General features: G+C 68.8%; 21 protein-coding genes. 6 read left to right on the top strand and 15 right to left on the bottom strand.

The genetic code is table 11. The features are described from left to right. Nucleotides 1-149 precede the first annotated feature (149 nt). Nucleotides 150-1,214: a polyprenyl synthetase family protein gene (locus NKI68_RS14205; RefSeq protein WP_254543756.1), complete on the bottom strand. Its 1,065-nt coding sequence runs from the start codon at nt 1,212-1,214 to the stop codon at nt 150-152. Nucleotides 1,215-1,372: 158 nt separating this feature from the next. Here NKI68_RS14205 and NKI68_RS14210 point away from each other — a divergent pair, with 158 nt between their 5' ends. The 3 genes from NKI68_RS14210 to NKI68_RS14220 are packed head-to-tail and all read left to right on the top strand — an operon-like array spanning nt 1,373 to nt 3,983. Next, nucleotides 1,373-2,680 carry a M28 family peptidase gene (locus tag NKI68_RS14210; RefSeq protein WP_254543757.1) on the top strand — a complete coding sequence of 436 codons (1,308 nt, stop codon included), beginning with the start codon at nt 1,373-1,375 and terminating at the stop codon, nt 2,678-2,680. Between the two features lie 55 nt (nt 2,681-2,735). Beyond that, nucleotides 2,736-3,509 carry an NAD(+)/NADH kinase gene (locus NKI68_RS14215; RefSeq protein WP_254543758.1) on the top strand — a complete coding sequence of 258 codons (774 nt, stop codon included), beginning with the start codon at nt 2,736-2,738 and terminating at the stop codon, nt 3,507-3,509. A gap of 24 nt (nt 3,510-3,533) precedes the next feature. Next, the gene (locus NKI68_RS14220) at nt 3,534-3,983 is read left to right on the top strand and encodes a DUF7313 family protein (RefSeq protein ID WP_254543759.1); all 450 of its coding nucleotides are present in this window, start codon (nt 3,534-3,536) and stop codon (nt 3,981-3,983) included. Nucleotides 3,984-4,070: 87 nt separating this feature from the next. Here NKI68_RS14220 and NKI68_RS14225 read toward each other — a convergent pair whose 3' ends face one another. The 9 genes from NKI68_RS14225 to NKI68_RS14265 form a co-directional block, all read right to left on the bottom strand. Further along, on the bottom strand, nt 4,071-4,220 hold the full coding sequence (locus NKI68_RS14225; protein WP_254543760.1) for a rubrerythrin-like domain-containing protein: 150 nt from the start codon (nt 4,218-4,220) through the stop codon (nt 4,071-4,073). Nucleotides 4,221-4,420: 200 nt separating this feature from the next. Further along, nucleotides 4,421-4,681, bottom strand: coding sequence for a DUF7314 family protein (locus NKI68_RS14230; RefSeq protein ID WP_254543761.1), 261 nt, complete (start codon nt 4,679-4,681; stop codon nt 4,421-4,423). Between the two features lie 9 nt (nt 4,682-4,690). After that, nucleotides 4,691-5,215: a DUF7315 family membrane protein gene (locus tag NKI68_RS14235; RefSeq protein WP_254543762.1), complete on the bottom strand. Its 525-nt coding sequence runs from the start codon at nt 5,213-5,215 to the stop codon at nt 4,691-4,693. Nucleotides 5,216-5,241: 26 nt separating this feature from the next. Beyond that, entirely contained in the window at nt 5,242-6,006 is a 765-nt protein-coding gene (locus tag NKI68_RS14240; protein WP_254543763.1) for a cytochrome b family protein, read from the bottom strand. Between the two features lie 172 nt (nt 6,007-6,178). After that, entirely contained in the window at nt 6,179-6,973 is a 795-nt protein-coding gene (locus NKI68_RS14245) for a cytochrome b (protein WP_254543764.1), read from the bottom strand. Nucleotides 6,974-7,009: 36 nt separating this feature from the next. Beyond that, nucleotides 7,010-7,840 (bottom strand): ubiquinol-cytochrome c reductase iron-sulfur subunit, encoded by an 831-nt coding sequence (locus NKI68_RS14250; RefSeq protein WP_368410839.1) that lies wholly within the window; start codon nt 7,838-7,840, stop codon nt 7,010-7,012. A 49-nt stretch (nt 7,841-7,889) separates the two neighbouring features. Beyond that, on the bottom strand, nt 7,890-8,276 hold the full coding sequence (locus NKI68_RS14255; RefSeq protein WP_254543766.1) for a DUF7318 family protein: 387 nt from the start codon (nt 8,274-8,276) through the stop codon (nt 7,890-7,892). After that, nucleotides 8,276-9,031 carry a plastocyanin/azurin family copper-binding protein gene (locus NKI68_RS14260; RefSeq protein ID WP_254543767.1) on the bottom strand — a complete coding sequence of 252 codons (756 nt, stop codon included), beginning with the start codon at nt 9,029-9,031 and terminating at the stop codon, nt 8,276-8,278. The genes NKI68_RS14255 and NKI68_RS14260 overlap by 1 nt, the downstream gene beginning before the upstream one ends. A 67-nt stretch (nt 9,032-9,098) precedes the next feature. After that, on the bottom strand, nt 9,099-9,962 hold the full coding sequence (locus tag NKI68_RS14265) for a DUF7319 domain-containing protein (protein WP_254543768.1): 864 nt from the start codon (nt 9,960-9,962) through the stop codon (nt 9,099-9,101). Nucleotides 9,963-10,081: 119 nt separating this feature from the next. On the opposite strand from NKI68_RS14265, the gene NKI68_RS14270 reads away from it, so the two are divergent. Then, nucleotides 10,082-10,573, top strand: a complete 492-nt coding sequence (locus tag NKI68_RS14270; RefSeq protein ID WP_254543769.1) for a DUF7321 family protein — start codon at nt 10,082-10,084, stop codon at nt 10,571-10,573. On the opposite strand, the gene nth is transcribed toward NKI68_RS14270, so the two are convergent. After that, complete coding sequence (nth, locus tag NKI68_RS14275) at nt 10,570-11,256, bottom strand: endonuclease III (protein ID WP_254543770.1); 687 nt, start codon at nt 11,254-11,256, stop codon at nt 10,570-10,572. The genes NKI68_RS14270 and nth overlap by 4 nt on opposite strands. A gap of 103 nt (nt 11,257-11,359) precedes the next feature. Between nth and NKI68_RS14280 the strand changes: the two genes are divergently transcribed. Then, nucleotides 11,360-11,932, top strand: a complete 573-nt coding sequence (locus NKI68_RS14280) for a hypothetical protein (protein WP_254543771.1) — start codon at nt 11,360-11,362, stop codon at nt 11,930-11,932. 13 nt (nt 11,933-11,945) lie between these two features. On the opposite strand, the gene NKI68_RS14285 is transcribed toward NKI68_RS14280, so the two are convergent. The 3 genes from NKI68_RS14285 to NKI68_RS14295 form a co-directional block, all read right to left on the bottom strand. Beyond that, entirely contained in the window at nt 11,946-13,007 is a 1,062-nt protein-coding gene (locus NKI68_RS14285) for a phosphotransferase family protein (protein ID WP_254543772.1), read from the bottom strand. Nucleotides 13,008-13,173: 166 nt separating this feature from the next. Then, complete coding sequence (locus NKI68_RS14290; protein WP_254543773.1) at nt 13,174-14,316, bottom strand: acyl-CoA dehydrogenase family protein; 1,143 nt, start codon at nt 14,314-14,316, stop codon at nt 13,174-13,176. Between the two features lie 139 nt (nt 14,317-14,455). Then, nucleotides 14,456-16,114 carry an alginate lyase family protein gene (locus tag NKI68_RS14295; protein ID WP_254543774.1) on the bottom strand — a complete coding sequence of 553 codons (1,659 nt, stop codon included), beginning with the start codon at nt 16,112-16,114 and terminating at the stop codon, nt 14,456-14,458. A gap of 232 nt (nt 16,115-16,346) precedes the next feature. Here NKI68_RS14295 and NKI68_RS14300 point away from each other — a divergent pair, with 232 nt between their 5' ends. Next, entirely contained in the window at nt 16,347-17,153 is an 807-nt protein-coding gene (locus NKI68_RS14300; RefSeq protein ID WP_254543775.1) for an RIO1 family regulatory kinase/ATPase domain-containing protein, read from the top strand. On the opposite strand, the gene NKI68_RS14305 is transcribed toward NKI68_RS14300, so the two are convergent. Continuing rightward, a complete protein-coding gene (locus NKI68_RS14305) occupies nt 17,150-17,494 on the bottom strand; it encodes a hypothetical protein (protein ID WP_254543776.1) in 345 nt (114 codons plus the stop codon). The genes NKI68_RS14300 and NKI68_RS14305 overlap by 4 nt on opposite strands. Between the last annotated feature and the right edge of the window lie 24 nt (nt 17,495-17,518).

Consider the following 17,518-nt stretch of genomic DNA (forward strand, 5'->3'; position numbering starts at 1 on the left):
GTAGCGACTCGCGAGCGCGTTGGCCGCTCGCGAGTCGCCCCACGCAGTGTTCGCCCCTCCCCGTTCCTCCTCGCCCCTCCCCGTCTCTCCTCGCCCCTCCTCACCAGTTTTCGGCCCGCCCGCTCACATCCCCCGCTCACAATCCCCGCTCACACCTCCCGCTCGACGACGAAGCGGGTGAACGCCGTGAGTCGCTCGGCGGGTTCGGATTCGAGGTCGAGTGCGGCGACGTGATCGCGGGCGCTGGCGGCGAGGTCGCGCGCCTGCCGGCGGGCGTACTCGACGCTTCCGGTCGCGGAGAGCAGTTCGACGACCTCGCGCACCTCCTCGTCGGTGTTCTCCTCGGCCCAGAGCAGTTCCTCGAGCCTGGCGACGTCCGCGGGGTCCGCGTGTTCGGCCGCGTGGATGACCATCAGCGTCTTCTTGCCCTCGCGGACGTCGTTGCCGACGCCCTTGCCGAACTCGCCGCCGGCCTCCATGCTCGTCTCCACGTCGAGCACGTCGTCCGCGATCTGGAAGGCGACGCTCATCCGCTCGGCGTAGCGGGCGACCTCGCGTTCGGTCTCGCGGTCCTGCCCGGTGACGATGGCCGCGAGGCGTGCGACGATTCGACCCAGACAGCCGGTCTTGCAGGCGCACATCTCCAGGTACTCCCGCTCCGTGATGTCGATGGCTCGCCCGTTGTGCCAGCAGATGTCCATCCCCTGCCCGAGGTGCGTCCGGTTGAGTTCGTGCATGAGCATCTCGTAGGCGGCCAGCCGGGTCTCGGCGTCGAGTTCGGCGGGGTTGCGGGTGATTACCTTGAGCGGGAGGAAGTACATCGCGTTCCCGGCGTTGAGCGCCACGTCGACCCCGTGGTCGTGGTGGAGCGCCGGTGCCCCGCGGCGCATCGTCGCCCCGTCCTCCACGTCGTCCACGATGATGGTGCCGTTGTGGAGGATCTCGGGGATGCAGGCGTAGGGGAGGAAGTCGCGCGGGTCCTCGCCGAACGCCTCACAGAAGACGAGAAAGAGCACCGCGCGCCAGCGCTTGCCGCCCCGGTCGAGGAGATCCCAGAGCGGCGAGGCGAGCGCCCGCTGGATCGCGTCCGGATCGTAGGCGTAGGACGCGGGGCCGAAGAAGTCCGTGAGGTACGCCTCGTCGATCGTCCGGGGGAGCAGGCGCTCGATTTCCGCGTCGATGACTGGCCGCCACTGTTCGAGGACGTCCCGCATGCTACCTCCGGTGTCGCGCGCAGGGCAAAAAACGCTCGCCATTCGCGCGGCGCGCGGAATCGGAGTTGGGGCCGGGACCGGGACTGGTGAGTCGACCTCCCGATCGACCCCGCGACGGACTGACAACGCTTAGGCCGCTGCCCGTCCGACCCGACGACATGACCGAGTGGATCGGCGTGACGTTCACGAGTCGAGTGGGGTGGGACCACCTCGAGACCCTCGTCGACGTCGGCGACCGGATGGCCGGCAGCGACGGGGAGCGCGAGGCGGCCGAGCGCACCCGCGACGCGCTCTCTGCCGCCGGCGCGCGCGACGCCCACCTCGACGAGTTCGAGGTACAGAGATGGACGCGCGGCGACAGCGTCGTCCGCGCGGGCGGCACCGAGCAGGCGTGTCTCGCCCTCCCGCGCAGCCCCGCGGGGAGCGCCACCGGCGAGTTCGCCGACCTCGGCTACGGCCTGCCGGAGGACTTCGACGGCGACCTCGACGGGAAGGTCGTGATGGTCTCGTCGGACGTCCCGGACTACTACGAACGGTTCATCCACCGCCGGGAGAAGTACTACCGGGCGGTGCGGGCGGGGGCGTCGGCGTTCGTCTTCAGGAACCACGTCGAGGGCTGTCTCGCCCCGACGGGGAGCGTCGGAACGCCGGAGGATCCCATCGGCGACGTCCCGGCGGTCGGCGTCTCGAGCGAGGTGGGCGCGCGGCTCGCGCGGCGGTTCGGCGACGCTGGCGAGGCGGTCACCGTCGAGGTCGACTGCGAGCACGGCCCGGCGACCAGCCAGAACGTCCACGCGGTCCTCGGGCCCGCGACCGACGAGGAGGTGTTCGTGACGAGCCACGTCGACGCCCACGACATCGCCGAGGGCGCGATGGACAACGGCGCGGGGACGGCGATGGTCGTCGAACTCGCCAACGCGCTCGCAATGCGCGAGCGGGAACTCGAGACGCGGGTCCACTTCGTCTGTTACGGCAGCGAGGAGGTGGGCCTCTGCGGGTCGAGTTACGACGCCGGGAAGCGCGACCTCGACTCGATCAAGGCGATCGTCAACTGCGACGGCGTGCTCCAGGGTCGGACGCTCTCGGCGTACACGCACGGGTTCGACGACCTCGACGCCGTCCTCCGGTCGGTCGCGGAGCGCTTCGACCACCCGATCTCGACGAACCCCCAGCAGGGACCGCACAGCGACCACTGGCCGTACGTGCTGTCGGGAGGCGTCCCCGCCTACCACGTCACGAGCGAGACCGGCGAGCGGGGACGGGGGTGGGGCCACACCCGGGCGGACACGCTGGACAAACTGGAGTCGCGCGACCTGCGCGAGGGGGCCATCCTCCTGACCGACCTCGTCGTCCGCCTCGCGCGCGAGGACACGACGATCGCCCGCCAGTCGCGGGAGGAGATCGTCGCCGCCCTCGAGCGGGAGGGCCACGCCGAGGGGCTCCGGGTCACGGGGGACCTCCCGTGATCGGGGCCGCGAGCGTGAGTCACGCTTTTGGACGGGCGACGCGAGGGGGGCAGTAATGACGAGCGACGAGGGCGGGGGCGCGGGCGACCGATCGACCGACCCGGACGGCGTCGCCCGGGTCGGCGTCCCGGGGTCGGTCCCCGGGTCGGTCACCTCGGCCATCGAGGACGCGGACGCGGAGTACGTCGCCGTCTCCCCGGACGACCTCCCCCCGGACCTCGACGCGGTCGTCGCGGTCGGCGAGGGGACGGTGCTGTCCCTCGCGCCCGACTGCCGCACGCCGATCCTCGCGGTCGACGCGGACTCGCCGCTCTCCGTCCCGCTGGCGGCGGTCGACGAGGCGATCGCGACCGTCGCGGCGGGAGCGGGTCGGACCGTCGAGGTGCCGGTCGTCGCGGCCCGCCACGCCGGCGGGCGGACCCACGCGCTGATGGACGTGATGCTCGTCGCCGCCTCCCCGGCGCGGATCTCGGAGTACTCCGTCGAGAGCGGCGGGCGGACGGTCGCGCGCTTCCGCGCCGACGGGGTGGTGGTCGCCACCCCGTTCGGCAGCCACGGCTACGCGCGAGCGGCGGGCGGCCCGGCGCTCGCGCTCGGGAGCGGCGTCGCCGCGGTCGTCCCCGTCGCGCCGTTCGCCATCGATCCCGACCGGTGGGTCCTCCCGCTGGGAACGGTGACGCTGCGCGTCGAGCGCGACGAGGCCGCCGTCGAACTGCTCGCTGACGACCGCAGCGCGGGCCCGGTCGCGCCGAACGATCCCGTGCGCGTCGAGCCGGCGGGGTCGCTCCGATTTCTCGCGACCGACGGGCGAGGATTGGAAAGGCACTAAAGGGAGCGCAACGCCCACCTACGTATGGAACCCTCGGCTTCCTCGGTCTCGCTGTTCGGCCCGATCGACGCCATCCTCGGGCCGTACATCGGCTACATCCTGCTCGCCCTCGTGGTGGTGAACATGGTCGCCCGGGCGGCCGAGCACGGACAGCACGTCAAGCAGGCGCGCGACGGCGGCGCGGACGCGCTCACGCGCAGTCCCGTCCGCGTGGCGACGAACGCCCTCCTGCTCGTCGGCGCGTTCTACTTCGCGACCGTCGAGTACCACGCGGGGATCGTCCTCTCCGTGCTGGTCGTCGGCCTGGTCATCGCCGACCTCTTCGAGTTCGAGTCGCGGCTGGTCGAGGCCCGCCGCGAGATCGACATCGAACGACCCAAGGGCTCCATCGCCGCGTCCGTCCTCGTGCTGCTGTACGCGGCCTACACCAGCCTGTTCTTCCTCATCGCCGGCGTCTGGGACGCGATCATCTGAGGCCGGCGCGACGCCCGGTCGCTCGCTCGTCCCGGTCGCGCCCCCGAATCGCCCCCGCCGCGACGCCCAGGATCGCCGCGGCGGGACTCACTTCTCTCGCGACTGGCTGATGTTCCGCATCCGGCCGCCGCAGTTCGGACAGTCCCCGGGGCGGGAGTCCGCCTCGACTCGCTCGCCGCACGCCACGCACTCGTACGTGTACGGCGGATCCCGCTCGTACGGATCTTCGGCACCCATGTGAGGCGCTACCGAGGCGACGCCCCTATGCCTTGTGGCAGTCGTTTCGACACGCGGACAGGAACTGTCGGGTCGAGCGTCGGCGTCGAGAAACGAGTGAAGGCGGTCGCGTCCCGCGTCGCTCGCCGACGCGTACCGCGGGAGAGGACGGTGCGGTGGTTCCGATTCGATTCGATCCGACGCCGGCCGACGCGACTCGACTACTGTCCGGCGCGCGCCTCGCGGAGCTGGTTGATCGCCGGGATGACGACCCAGAAGGTGAACGCGCCGATGAGGGCGAAGTAGAAGAACCCTTCCTTGAGGACGAGCGCGAGCTGGTCGTAGAACGTCAGCGTCTCCGGAGCCGGCGTGATGAGCTGTCCGCTCGCGAATTCGGGGGTGTTGTACCAGCCGGCGAAGACGAGCCAGCCGAACCCGCCGAGGATGAGCGCCGAGAGTCCCTTGATGAATTCGTCAGCCATTATCGGACGTTAGTCACGGTCGTCTTTAGGGTTTCCCATTCCCTCGGTGCGAAACCGGGTCCCGAGGACGTAGGTCCCCGCGCCGACGCCGATGAGTACGATCCCCAGGAGCGCGAAGACGACCTGCAGGACGCCGGAGGGGACCGGGAGCCGCGGGAGCGCCGACTGGACGGCGAACGGAACGGGGGGGAGGACGGCCGGGAGGCCGACCGCCGTCCCGACGACCCCCGGGACGCCGAAGAGCGACGCGTAGAACAGCGCGCCGCCGACGAGGACGCGCTCGCCGACCGACGCCGTCGGCCGCAGTCGGCGGTAGCCGAGGTAGAGCGCGAGGGGGAGGGCGACGCCGACGACCAGCCCGAGCAGCAGGAACCGCTGGACGACGTTGGTCGCGGCGTCGAGAAACAGGAACCCGAGGACGACGAACGTAACGGCGACGAGCGTCGAGGAGACGATGACGGTCTTGTAGAGGTCGAGTGAGACCACCACGTCGCCGTCCGCCCCGCGGCGCGGCTGGTCGGGTCCGTCTGACATGATAGCAGTGAGGGGCCGCGCTTACTTCACTTCGGCGGACGGAGCCGGTAGTACCGCCGGTTGAGTTCGAACATGTACCCCTCGCGCATCGACTTGAGCACCGCGTAGGCGATGAACCCGCCCACGAACGGGAGCAGGAACGTCAGGTCGAACAGCAGGTGCGGCTCGACCGGCACCAGGTTCTTGATCGACAGGACGCTGATCGTCGCCGCGAAGATCACGCCGAAGACGCCGACGGCCGCCCAGAACGGCTGCTCGACGGGGCGGCGGGCCGACCCCTTGTTGAGGAAGGGGACGATGGCGATGAACCCGACGACGACGAGGTTCGCCAGCACGCCGTAGGTCCGGTCTGCCATCAGCTTCTGGCCGCCCAGGAGGCTGATCTCGGGGTTGAGCGGGCCGAGCTTGAGCAGGCCGAACGACCAGTAGAGATACCAGTCGGGCAGGATGACCGGCGGCGTCTGACTCGGGTTCGCCGGCGCGTCGATGTGCGGGGGCAGCGCCGCCGCGAGGAAGATGATCATGCCCACGAAGAAGCTCGTCAACGCGAGGTTGCGAATCATCTCGTGGGGCCACGTCGGGAAGCCGAGGACGTCGCGCTCGATGTAGCTCGACTCCGTGCGGAGGTCCTGGTCCTCCCGGCGGGCGCGTTCGAAGTACTCGTACGTCAGGCGAGGCAGCCCCTGAGAACGAGCCTTCCGCTCGCTCCACGTGGGCGTCTCGTCGTCCGGGGCAACGATGCCGGTCCCGTCGGCCCGAACCTCCTCGCCGCTCTCGTCGCTCGGAGGCATGTCTACGTACCACTCTCTAGCTGGGGGGCAATCTTCAACGTTGTGTTAGACGCCTCGGCGGTACGGAGGAAAAACGAGCGACCGCTTGCCGATGGCCGGGACGTGACGCGACGCTCGCGAGGGACGAGAGGGAGAAGAGGACGGACGAACCCGCGTGCCGGCTCAGTGCGGCTCAGTGCGGCTCGGCGATGCCCTGCATCCAGACGATGCCGATGTGGATGGCGATGAGCGTCGTCGCGACGAACGGGAGCAGGAAGACGTGGATGATGTACATCCGCTGGAGCGTCGCCTGGCTCAGCGTGAAGCCGCCGAACAGCAACTGGGCGACCCACTCGCCCGCGAGCGGGATCGAGAGGCTCATCTCGACGCCGATCTGGCCGGCCCAGAAGGCGAGCTGGTCCCACGGGAGCAGGTAGCCGGTGTACCCGAAGACCATCGTCAGCGAGATGAGGACGATGCCGATGATCCAGTTGAGTTCGCGCGGTTCCTTGTACGCGCCGGTGAAGTAGACGCGAAGCATGTGCAGGAACACGGCCGCGACCATCACCTGCGCGGACCACCGGTGTAACGACCGGAGGAAGAACCCGAAGTTCAGCTCGGTCATGATGTAGGTGATGGAGCTGTACGCCGCCGTCGGGTCGCCCGTCGTCGCGGGCGAGTAGTAGAACCCGAGGAGCGCGCCGCTGATGGCGGCGACGACGTAGGCGATGGTACTGAACGACCCGAGGGCGTACAGGGGATACCAGTACCAGAACTTGTTGTCGAGGTTGTACTGTTCGGTGTGGCTCTTGGGCATCTGGAGGTTGACCTTGTAGTAGAGGTTCTCGAGGACCTCGAGGTAGTCAACGATGCGCAGACGCCGGTCGAGCCAGATGAGGACCGTCAGGTAGCCACGCTCGACCGGCGAGAGCTCCTTGCTCTGCATCCAGCCGTCGTGGTCCATCTCGTCCTTGCGTTCTAGGCTCATGGGGTTTGGTGACTCACAGGGGTTCGATCGGTTTAGCTATTCTCCACTGCCGCCGCTCTCCGGTTCGGGCCGCGGGAGCGCGACGAAGGACTTCTGGACCCAGCTGTAGGGGGCGTACACCGACTGGTGACACTGGCAGTACACCTTGTTCTCGGCGTTGAACTTCGCGCTGTCGGGGTAGGCCTTGAACGCGGGGACGCAACAGAAGTGCGTGCACTTGTCCAGCCACGCCATGAAGCCGGTCTCGGTGGTCGCCGCGCGGATGAACTCGGCGATCGGGCCGTCCTGCTGGCGCATCTCGATCACGTCGTCGCTGCGGACGACCTGCACCGGGATGGTCTCGGACGCCTCGACGTCCTTCGAGCGCCAGGTCGCCATCGCGGGCTTGCCGAGCCCCGGTCTGCCGACGCCGGTGTCGAAGTTCTTGTAGTCGTCGAACATCGAGACGTTCAGCGGTTCGCCCTCGGGGATCTCAGCCTGCCACTCGTAGGGCGAGTCCGCAGAGGAGAGAAACGCGTTGTCCTGGTCGGCGCTGGGCTGGATGCCCGAGTAGGTCTGGACGCCGCAGTACTGGAACCACTCGGAGGAGTACGTGACGCCGCCGAGTTCCGTCTCGGCGACCTCGAACGTCTGTCCGGCCTCCTCCTTGGTCTTCACCTCCGGCCAGAGACCCTGAATGGTGCCGTCGTCGGCGATCTCGACCGGGATGACGGGCATCCCGCGCGGGGCGGGACCGTCGGTGTTCTCGATGCCGACGAACTTCGTGATACCGCCGCCGGAACCGATCGGCGCGGTCGCCGTCCCGAGGGCGGCGGCCGCGCCCGTCCCGGCACCGGCGAGCACTCCTGCGCCGACCACTCCCTTCACGAAGCGTCGGCGACCCGTTTCTGTCGGATATTTGTCGTCGTCTGCCATGTTATCGTTTGTAGTAGGGGTAGACCGCGCGCTTTACGTTCTCCCACGCGTCGCCGCCGGACTGCGTGCCGTGGACGTCCTCCTCGCGGACGTAGAGGTCCTCCCACTTGCGCCGGCGTTTCTTGACGATCATCACGTCCGGCAGGAACTCCTTGCGGTAGAGCAGGAGGATGAACGACAGATCGACGAAGACGAGCGCGAGCAGGCCGCCCAGGAACATGTTCCCGAACGGGTCGAGGCCCCACCCGCTGGTGAGGCCGTAGGTGAACATCCCGACGAGCACCACCTCGATGACGGTGAGCAACACGATGGCGATGGCCGCCGTCGTGCTCTCGCGGGCCGGTTCGTAGCGGTGGATGTCGCCGTAACTGTTGTTTCCTGAACTCATCAGTTACCACCCTTCGTGTTGGGGCTCTCGCCGTACTTCAGCAGGAAGAACGTGAAGATGAGCGAGGAGAGCATCATCATGATCGTCGCGATGCCGACGAAGTGCGGCTGGAGGGGCACGCCCATCTCCTCGGGGTCGGCCGGTTCCGCGGCCGCGGCGGTGGCCGACTTCCGCGGGACGTTGTCGCCGATGGCGATCGCGCCGAGCATGCCCTGGCCGGCGTGGGGATCGCACTGATAGGTGACGATGGGCCCGCCGGTCGCCTTCCACTCGTAGGTACCGGACGACTGGATGTCGCTGGCGAAGTCCGCTCCCTGCTGGGCCGCCACGTTGTGGCCGGCCGACTGCCACTCCCAGACGATCGTCGCGCCCTCGTCGACGTGGACGGCGACCGGATCGAACGCGAGCCCCCCCTCGCCCACCCCCACCTGCACCGTCACCTTCTTCTTCCCGCGGGCGTCGACGGTGCTCCCTTCGGACCAGCCGTTCGCGCCGTCGAGCCACCCGCCGTAGTCGATCGGCCCGCTCCCGCCGCCACCACCGCCACCGCCGCCGGCGGAGGCGTTCCCACCGGACGCGTTGCCCCCTGTAGCATTGCCCCCGGTGGCGTTTCCCCCGGTGGCGTTACCACCGGAGGAGGCGTTTCCGCCGCCGGTCGTGTTGTTCCCGCCCGCCTGGGCGGCGGCTGACCCGGCGGCAGCCGTGACGACACCGGCGGTCCCGCCGGCCGTCATGAGAAATTCCCGTCTATTCATGCACAGTCTCACTCCGAACCGGGTTCGTATAAACCCACCGAACGCACCGAGAGGGTCGCTCTCGCCCCTACGCGGCGTTCTCGCCGGAATCAGTGTCGGAGCGTTCCTCGCCGGGGTCGGGCAGTCGCCCGCGCTCGATCTCGTCGAGGAACGCCGGGCGCTCGTCGGAGTCCAGTCCGATCGCCCGCAGGCGGTTGCGGTACTCCTCGGCGCGGAACCGATCGGACAGGCGGGCGTTCGCCACGATCAGGAACAGCAGGCCGCCGATGACCAGGAGGCCGAACCCAACCGTCACGGCGAGGAGCACGTCGACGCCGAAGAGGGGGACGGACGCGAACATGAACAGCGCCATCAGCAACTGGACGCCGCCGACGATCTGGAGCATCCGATTGCCGAGTTCGCCGCTCCCCTCGGGTACGTCGAGCGGCCGGGGCAGGGTCTCGCCCTCGGGCGGGTCGGGCACCTCGTAGTCGTCCATCGAGCAGAGCGCGACCGTCGGTTTCACGTCGCGCAGGACGGTGCCCGTCCCCTCGACGCTGCCGTCGAGGGAGACGACCGCGTACCCCTCGTCCGAGTAGGCGACGACGCGATCCGGCTCCGAGAAGCGCTCGAGGCGCGCGAACACGTCGCGGTCGGCGATGCGGTTCTTCAGGTCCGCCTCGACGCGGTCGAGCAGTTCGGGACCCGTGATCCACGTCTCGGGGTCGAAGACCGCCTCCCACTCCTCCGCGGACATGCGGGCCATGTCCTCCGGCCCGAAGTCGTCGAAGTCGTACTTCTCTTCGACCTGCGCGCGGAGTTCGTCGAGTGAACTATCGTCGTCCGTCGCCCCGCCCGGCGGCGACTCGCGGACGTCCCCCTCCCCGTCCGCAGGGTCCGTCGCGTCCGCGGCGTCGTCGGGTTCGTCGGCCGACGACCGGGGGTCAACCATGTCCGCGAGTACGCCGGCGCGTCGTATAGGCGTTCCGACGACGGCCGCCGCACCGCCGCCACACCGCCGCCTCGCGGCGCTTTCGTCACCCTGAAGCGCCCGCACCTCGAAATCCGTGTATGTTCGGACTCGGCGAGGCGGAGATCGCGACCGTCGTCGCCGTCTCGGTCACGCTGAGCTTTCCCCTCTTCCTCTACGGCGCGTGGATCATGATCGACGCCGAGGCGGTGACGTGGGGCGTCCTCGTCCGCCACCTGAAGTTCATCCTCAGCGGCCTGACGCTGACGACGGTGCCGCTCCTCCTCTGGATGGCCCCGCGCTTTCTCGATCAACTGAACGGCTTCGCGGCCCTCCACGCCTTCCTCGGCTTGCAGGCGTACGCGATGCTCGCCTTCGGCGGGACGGGCATCGTCCGGGTCTTCCGCGCGAAGTGGCGGCACAACCTCTATCACGACTACGACGAGGACGTCCTGCTCGACGAGATCGGCGACGAGAACATGCGCTTCTGGCGGCGACGCATCCGCATCGGCGTCTTCGGCTACGTGTTCTTCTGGCTGCTCGCCTACGTCGTCGGCATGGCGCGCTACGTCGTCAAGTACGGGATCGTCTAGCCCCAGGGTTCGCCGCTCGCCAGGTCGACCTCGTGGTCGAGCTTCGAGGACGGACAGATCGTCTCGAGCACGCAGTCGGCGCAGTCGGGGTTCCGCGCGGTGCACGTCGCCCGCCCGTGGCTGATCATCAGGTGCGTGTACTGCTGCCAGTCCGCCTCGGGGACGACGGTCATGAGGTCGCGCTCGATCCGCTCGGGCGTCTCCTCCTCGGTGATGGCGAGGCGGCGCGAGAGCCGCCGGACGTGCGTGTCGACGACGATCCCCTCGACGGTGTCGTGGCCGTGCTGGAGGACGACGTTCGCCGTCTTCCGGCCCACGCCCTTCAGGTCCGTCAACTCCTCCATCGTGTCCGGGATCTCCCCGCCGTGCTCCTCGACGATGGTGTTCGCGGCGCTCTTGAGCCACGTGGCCTTGTTGTAGTGGTACGTGATCGAACTGATGTCCTCGTCCAGTTCGTCCACGTCGGCGTTCGCGTAGTCCTCGGGGGTGCGGTACTTCTCGAAGAGATCGGCCGTGACCTGATTGACGCGCTCGTCGGTGCACTGCGCGGAGAGCACGACCGCGACGAGCAGTTCGAGGCGGTTCGAGAAGTCGAGCGAGATGGTGGAGTCGGGGTACTCCTCGTACAGCCGCTCCAGTACCTCCTCGACCTGCTCCTCGCGCGTCGGCAGTGGTGAGCCCATGGGTGATCCCCGGATGGGCGGAACTTCCCGGTGTCGCCTTCGATCTCCGGCCCGCGTTTCCCCCCGCCCGCATACTTATAGCATTTCGTGACTATCTCGCGGTATGGCACCGTCGCTCCGTCCGCACGCGGTCGTCTCGCCGGAGTCGGGGACGGCGTGGCTCGCGATCTGGTTCTCGCTCCTGTACGCCGTCGTCGACCGCGCCGCCGGAGCCCTCGTTTACGCGATTCGCTCGTTCGTCCCGGGGCTGGACGCCGCCCACGTCTCGACGGCGCTCGCCGGACTGCTCTGGGGCGCGCTCCTGACCGTCGTCGGCGTCGAGATCGTCCGGCAGTACCGCGCCAACCCGCGGGCCTTCGGCGATCGCGACGTCCTCCGGGCGTTCCTCGACGGACACCGCCCCGACCGGGAGCGGCACGTCGCAGCGCTCACCGCCGCGCTCGTCGGCGGGGCCGTCGTCGCCGTCGCGCGCGATCCCTTCTTCGCCGCGCTCGACGGGGCGAGCCGCGTGCTCGTCGCGCTCGTCGAGACCGGGACGCTCGCGTCGTTCTCGCGGACGAGCCTCGTCGGCGGGGGAATCTTCCTCTGCGGGTTCGCGCTGTTCGCCTACGGCGTGGATCGCTTGCTCACGGGCGCGCACCGGGAACTGCTGTTTCTGTATCACAGCCGGCGGTAGGACTCACGTCGAGTCAGGCGAGGAGGCCCCGCACGTCTCCCCTGATGCGGTCCACCACGGCCGGTTCGGTTCCGTCGGGTACCGTCAGGTGGTGAAAATCGTTCATGATTCGGACCATCGCCAGCGCCTCGTAGAGCGGTTCGGGCATCGAGAGCGTCTCGGCGCGGTCCGGTGCCGTCGCTCGATAGCCCGAGAGCATCGCGTCTCGTACGAGCGGTCGGCGGTCCGGGACGTCGGGGAGGCCGGCCAGGAAGGCCCCGCTGAGGAGGTAGACGGCGAACTCGACGTCGAACGCCGCCGGCACGGCGAGCGTGTATCCCCAGTCGAGCATCCCCGTGATCTCCCCCGTTTCGGGCTCGACGAGGAGGTTGTGGAGCCCGTGATCGTTGCGCCCCAGGACGGGATCGAACGGCCCCTCCAACTCACCGATACCCGCCGCGAACCACTGACTCAGTTCGTCCGTCAGATCCGAAAACCGGGAGTCTGCGTGCCGGTCGAGTTCCCGGCCGACGCGGTCGCGCAGGTAGGTCGGCCAGTCCTCGCGCGGGTCCCCGACCGTCAGCTCTGCCGGATCGTCGCTTGGCCGCCCGCCGGTCAGTTCGGGGCCGTCGTGGCGGACGTGGCCGAAGCGATCGACCGCCGGAACCGAGTGCAACTCGGCCAGGTGCTCGCCCGTCTCCCGGGCGAGTCGCCGAAGCACACCGTCGTCGAACCGGGAGACGCACTCGTACGGGAGTTCCTCGCCGGGAAGCGCACGCATGAGGTAGAACGGCGTCGGGAGGGTTCCGTGACCGTCGACGACGCCGAACACGTCCGGAACCGGAATCGACGTGTGGGCGGCGAGGATCGCCTGGATTCGAGCCTCGGTCGGAATGCCCCAGGGCCGTCCGTCGGGTGACGCCTTCAGATATCGTTCCCGTGCGGCGTCGCTGCCGGAAGCGACGATCCGATAGACTGAACAGAAGCCCCGTTCGGCCGCGTCGATCTCGCGAGGTTCCAGGGTCGGCTCGATCGACCGAACCATCTCCTCCACGGTCGACTCGGGAATCTCCCGAGCCTCGGGGATGTCGTCCACGACCCGCGTTCCGGGGCGTTCCGTAGAACCCTTTCGGTGCCGTGTCAGCGTCTCCCATGCCGTCGGCGTCAGCAGGGACGGAGCGTAATGGGAGGTGGTCGAACCCGCTCTCGACAGAGACGTCGACCCGGACTGGATCAGGTCGTCGTCGGACGACCGAGCGCCCCTACAGCCCGAGTTCGCGCCCGAGCACGAGCCGCTGGATCTCGCTGGTCCCCTCGCCGATCTCCATGAGCTTCGCGTCGCGGTAGAACCGCTGGGGCGCGAAGTCGGTCGTGTAGCCGTAGCCGCCGAGCACCTGCACGGCGTCCTCGGCGACCTCGCGGGCCGCCACGCTGGCGTCGTACTTCGCCAGCGCGGACGCGCGGGTGACGTCCTCGCCCTCGTCGTACAGGACGGCCGCCTTGTGCGTCAGCAGGCGGGCGCGCTCGATCTTCCGGTCCATCTCGACGAGCATGTCGCGGACGGCGTCGAACTGCCCGATGGGCCTGCCGAACTGCTCGCGCTCCTTGGCGTAGTCGAGGGCGGCCTCGAACGCGCCCTGGGCCAGGCCGGTCGAGAGCGCCGCGATGGAGATACGCCCGCCGTCGAGCGTCTTCATCGTCTGCTCCCACCCCTCGCCCTCCTCGCCGAGCAGGCGCTCGGCGGGGACCCGGCAGTCCGTGAACTTGATCTCGCAGGTCGGCGAGGCGTTGAGCCCCATCTTCTCCCACTCGGTGACGACTTCGAACCCGTCGTCGTTGCGGGGGTCGACGACGAACGTCGAGATGCCGTCGTAGCCCGCCTCGGGGTCGGTGACGGCCTTCACGAGGATCGACCCGGCGACGCTCGCGTTCGTGATGAACTGTTTCGTCCCGTCGATGACGTACTCGTCGCCCTCGCGCGTCGCCGTCGTGTCCATGTCGCTCGCGTCGGACCCGGAGCCGGGTTCGGTGAGCGCCCACGCGCCGACGTACTCGCCGGTCGCGAGCGGGGTGAGCCAGCGCTCCTTCTGCTCGTCGGTGCCGAACAGTTCGATCGGCTTGCTGGCGAGGCTCGTGTGCGCGGCGTAGGAGAGGCCGACGGAGCCGGAGACGCGCCCGAGTTCCTCGGTGACGAGCGCGTACGTGAGCTGATCGCCGCCGAGGCCGCCGTACTCCTCGGAGATAGGGACGCCCATCACGTCGAGGTCCGCCAGCGCCCCGAAGATCTCCTCGGGGAATCGGTGCTCCTCCTCGAGTTCCCACGCGATGGGCTCGATCTCCTCCTCGCAGAACTCGCGCACCGTGTCGCGGATCATCCGGTGCTCGGCGGGCAAGCTGAAATCCATGCACCGAGTCGCGGGGGAACGCTGATAAACGCTCCGGCAAGTGTTGCCCGCCGCCGAACCGACCGTAGCGAGGGGACGGATAGCTGGTCGGGACGGTTCCGGGCGGTCCCGAGGTCGGCACCGCCAGGGTCCGACCGCGCTAGAAGTACCGACCCAGGTTGCCGAGATCGATCCCGAGGATGTCCTCGAGCAGTTCGATCAGTCCCTGGGGGGGTTCCGGGTACTCCGGCCGGTCGGGACGCCTCGTCTCCCCGGGCGTCCCGCCGTCGGGGGTTCCGGAACCGCCCGAACCGTCGGAGCCGTTCGAGCCGTTCGACCCGTTCGATCCGCCAGCACCGCCCGACCCGCCGGAGCCACCCGAGCCGGCAGAGCCGTCCGAGTTACCCGAACCGTCGGTACCGTTCGATCCGCCGGAGCCGTCGCTACCGCCGGACCCACCGGCCCCGTCGGAGCCGCCGGAGCCGCCGGACTCCCCCGAACCGTCGGATCCATTCGAGTCGCCGCCGTCGGAGCCGGAGCCACCGCCGGATCCATCCGAGCCGCCCGTGGGCTGGTCGATCGCGAAGAGGTTACCGTGGCTGAAGGTCGTCCAGCCGAGGAGGCGCTCGTCGCGGACGGGTCGACCCTTCGAGTTGATGGCGTCCTGGTGCTGCTGGACGTAGGTCGGCTCGTTCTTGATCTCGCTGCCGCGCGACGTGATCACGTCCAGGTAGCCATCCTCCTGCCAGCGCGAGTAGGCGAGTTCGTACGCCGACGCTCCCTCCTCGCGCTCGCGGGCGGAGAAGCCCCGAGCTTCGCCGTACTTCTCGTCGAAGCGGTCGGGGTTGAGGACGTACTCGACGTACCCGTCGAACATGAGTTTGATCGCGGAGCCACCGTACTTCTCGTAGCTGTAGAGGTCCTGGCCGTAGTGGCGACCCAGTTCCGCCATCGTGACGTACGCCTTCAGCGCGTACATCGAGTAGCTGAGTCCCTCCGACCGCTCGATCTCGTTGGCGAGGAGGCCGTCCCGACGGAGTTGCCCGAAGGCGTGCTGCCGGACCCGGTCGAACGAGGCGCGTAGCTGACCGGAGTCGCCGACGTACGCCGCCCCCGCCGCGTGGCAGACCTCCCGCCAGACGTAGATGTTCTGGATCCAGTCGGGCACGCCCGTCGGGAGCGTCTCGAGGAACGTCGCGGTCCACTGTTCGAGGTCGGCCTGCGATCCCACGCCGTCGCGGTCCCAGGCGGGGTGGTCGCGGACGAGTTCCGCGCCGTACCACATCTTCGGGATGGTGATGTAGAGTTCGATCCCGTCGGTCACCTTCGGGCGCATCCGGGTGGCGGGGTCGAGGAACCAGTGATCCAGGAACTCGACTGCCTTCTCCGCGTACCGGTCTTCGCCGGTGAACTGGTAGGCGAGTCCGAGATCACGGATCCGGTCGCCCATCTCGATGGCGGCCGTGTAGTCCCCCCGCGTCCCCGACCCCGGCCCGCCGGTGTCGAAGGTGTGACCGTCACCGTTGTCGGTGACGCTGCGGGGGTCGGCCTCGAGCGAGGCGTTCGCGTCCGCGATGAACTCCTCGTACGCGCTCGCCCACGGCTCTTCACCCGCCTCCACCTGCCGTTTCACCCCGGCCAGTTCGTCCAGGTGCACGAACAGCGCCGGTCGACTCTCGCCCGTCGGGAGGGACGCGTCGGACGGTTCGGCGGTGGCGACCGCCGATGCGCCGAGGCTCGTACCCGCCGCCGCGACGGCCGCGAACTTGAGATACTGACGTCTGCTGCACGAGGAACGCGCTTCTTCGAGTTCTTCCATGCTCGACAACCCCCTCAATGTCTCCCCATGTATTTCTTTCGCAGGTTAATGTGTTGTTATAATTTTAATCTGCCTATAATTGAATTTCTGTAAAGTTATTGCCCCCTTTCGAACGGTTTTCGTCGACGGATCGTACCGGCGTCGTGACACTCGGCGGAGGGAGCCTCGTCTATCGGTTTAGGGCGGGACTGTAGGGGACAACACTCATACGTGGCGCTCGTCTCGTATTCCCATGGCCTTCCGTCGGTTGTTGAAGGGGAACATCGAGTGGGAGCGCCTGGAGGGCGTGATGGTGGAGGTGGCGCGCCGGTACGGGCGGGAGGAGGCCCGGGTGGAGTTTCTCGACGCGGACAACTGGCTCTCGACGCCGTGCGTGGTCGAGGACCGGTGGTTCGTGAAGGTCATCTCCCGACAGCACTCGCTCCTGCACGCGATCCTCACGACGGGGCGGAACCTCGGCGCGTTCTCGAGCGGGCAGGAGGGGTTCTTCGAACACGTGGGCGATCCGGTGGAGATGGCCGAACTCGAACTGGACGCGACCCGGCGGATGCGCGAGCTGGGGGTGAACGTCCCCGAACCGATCGAGGCGTTCGAACACGACGGTCTCGGCGTGCTCGTCGTGGAGTACCTGCCCGAGTTCAGGACGTTCGACGGGCTCGACGCCGCGGACGTGATCCGCTACGCGCCCGACCTCTTCGAGTCGCTCGCGCACATTCACGACGCCGGACTCGCCCACGGCGACCTCCGCGCGGAGAACGTCCTCGTCGCCCACGGCCGCCTGTACCTCATCGACGCCACCAGCGTCCGCGAGGGCGCGATCGAACAGGCCCGCGCGTACGACGTGGCCTGCGCGCTCGCCGCGCTCGCGCCGCTCGTCGGGGGCCGCGCCGCGGTGGACGCCGCGCGCGAACACTACCCGATGGACGTGCTCCTGGCCGCCCGCGACTTCCTCGACTTCGTCAACATGCGCCCGGACCACGACTTCGACGCCGCGAACGTGAAGGGCGAGATCGAGAAGGACGCGAGCAGCGACGCCTAGATGCCGACGGAGAGGAGGAACGGGGTCGACCCGAGCCAGAACAGCGCGAACGCGAGCGCCGCGACGACGAGCGCGTACTGGTACGGCACGTCGCGCTCGATGCGGGCGTAGAGCGCGAGACCGACGAGCGCGGCGCTCACGCCGCCGACGAGCGCGAGCGCGAGCCCGCCGAGTATCCAGGCGAACGTGTTGTCCGGATCGCCGGGGGTCGCGCGCTCGCGCACGCGAAGTAACCAGAACACGAGGAGACCGACGGCCGTGACGAACACGAGGGCGAAGTAGCCGAGCGTTACGGCACCCCCGAGCGTCTGGAGGGGGTGAAGGAAGCGAAGGGGACCCATACGTACCGTCTGCGGAGACGACCG

The organism is Halomarina pelagica, from assembly GCF_024228315.1.
Classification (GTDB): Archaea; Halobacteriota; Halobacteria; order Halobacteriales; family Haloarculaceae; genus Halomarina; species Halomarina pelagica.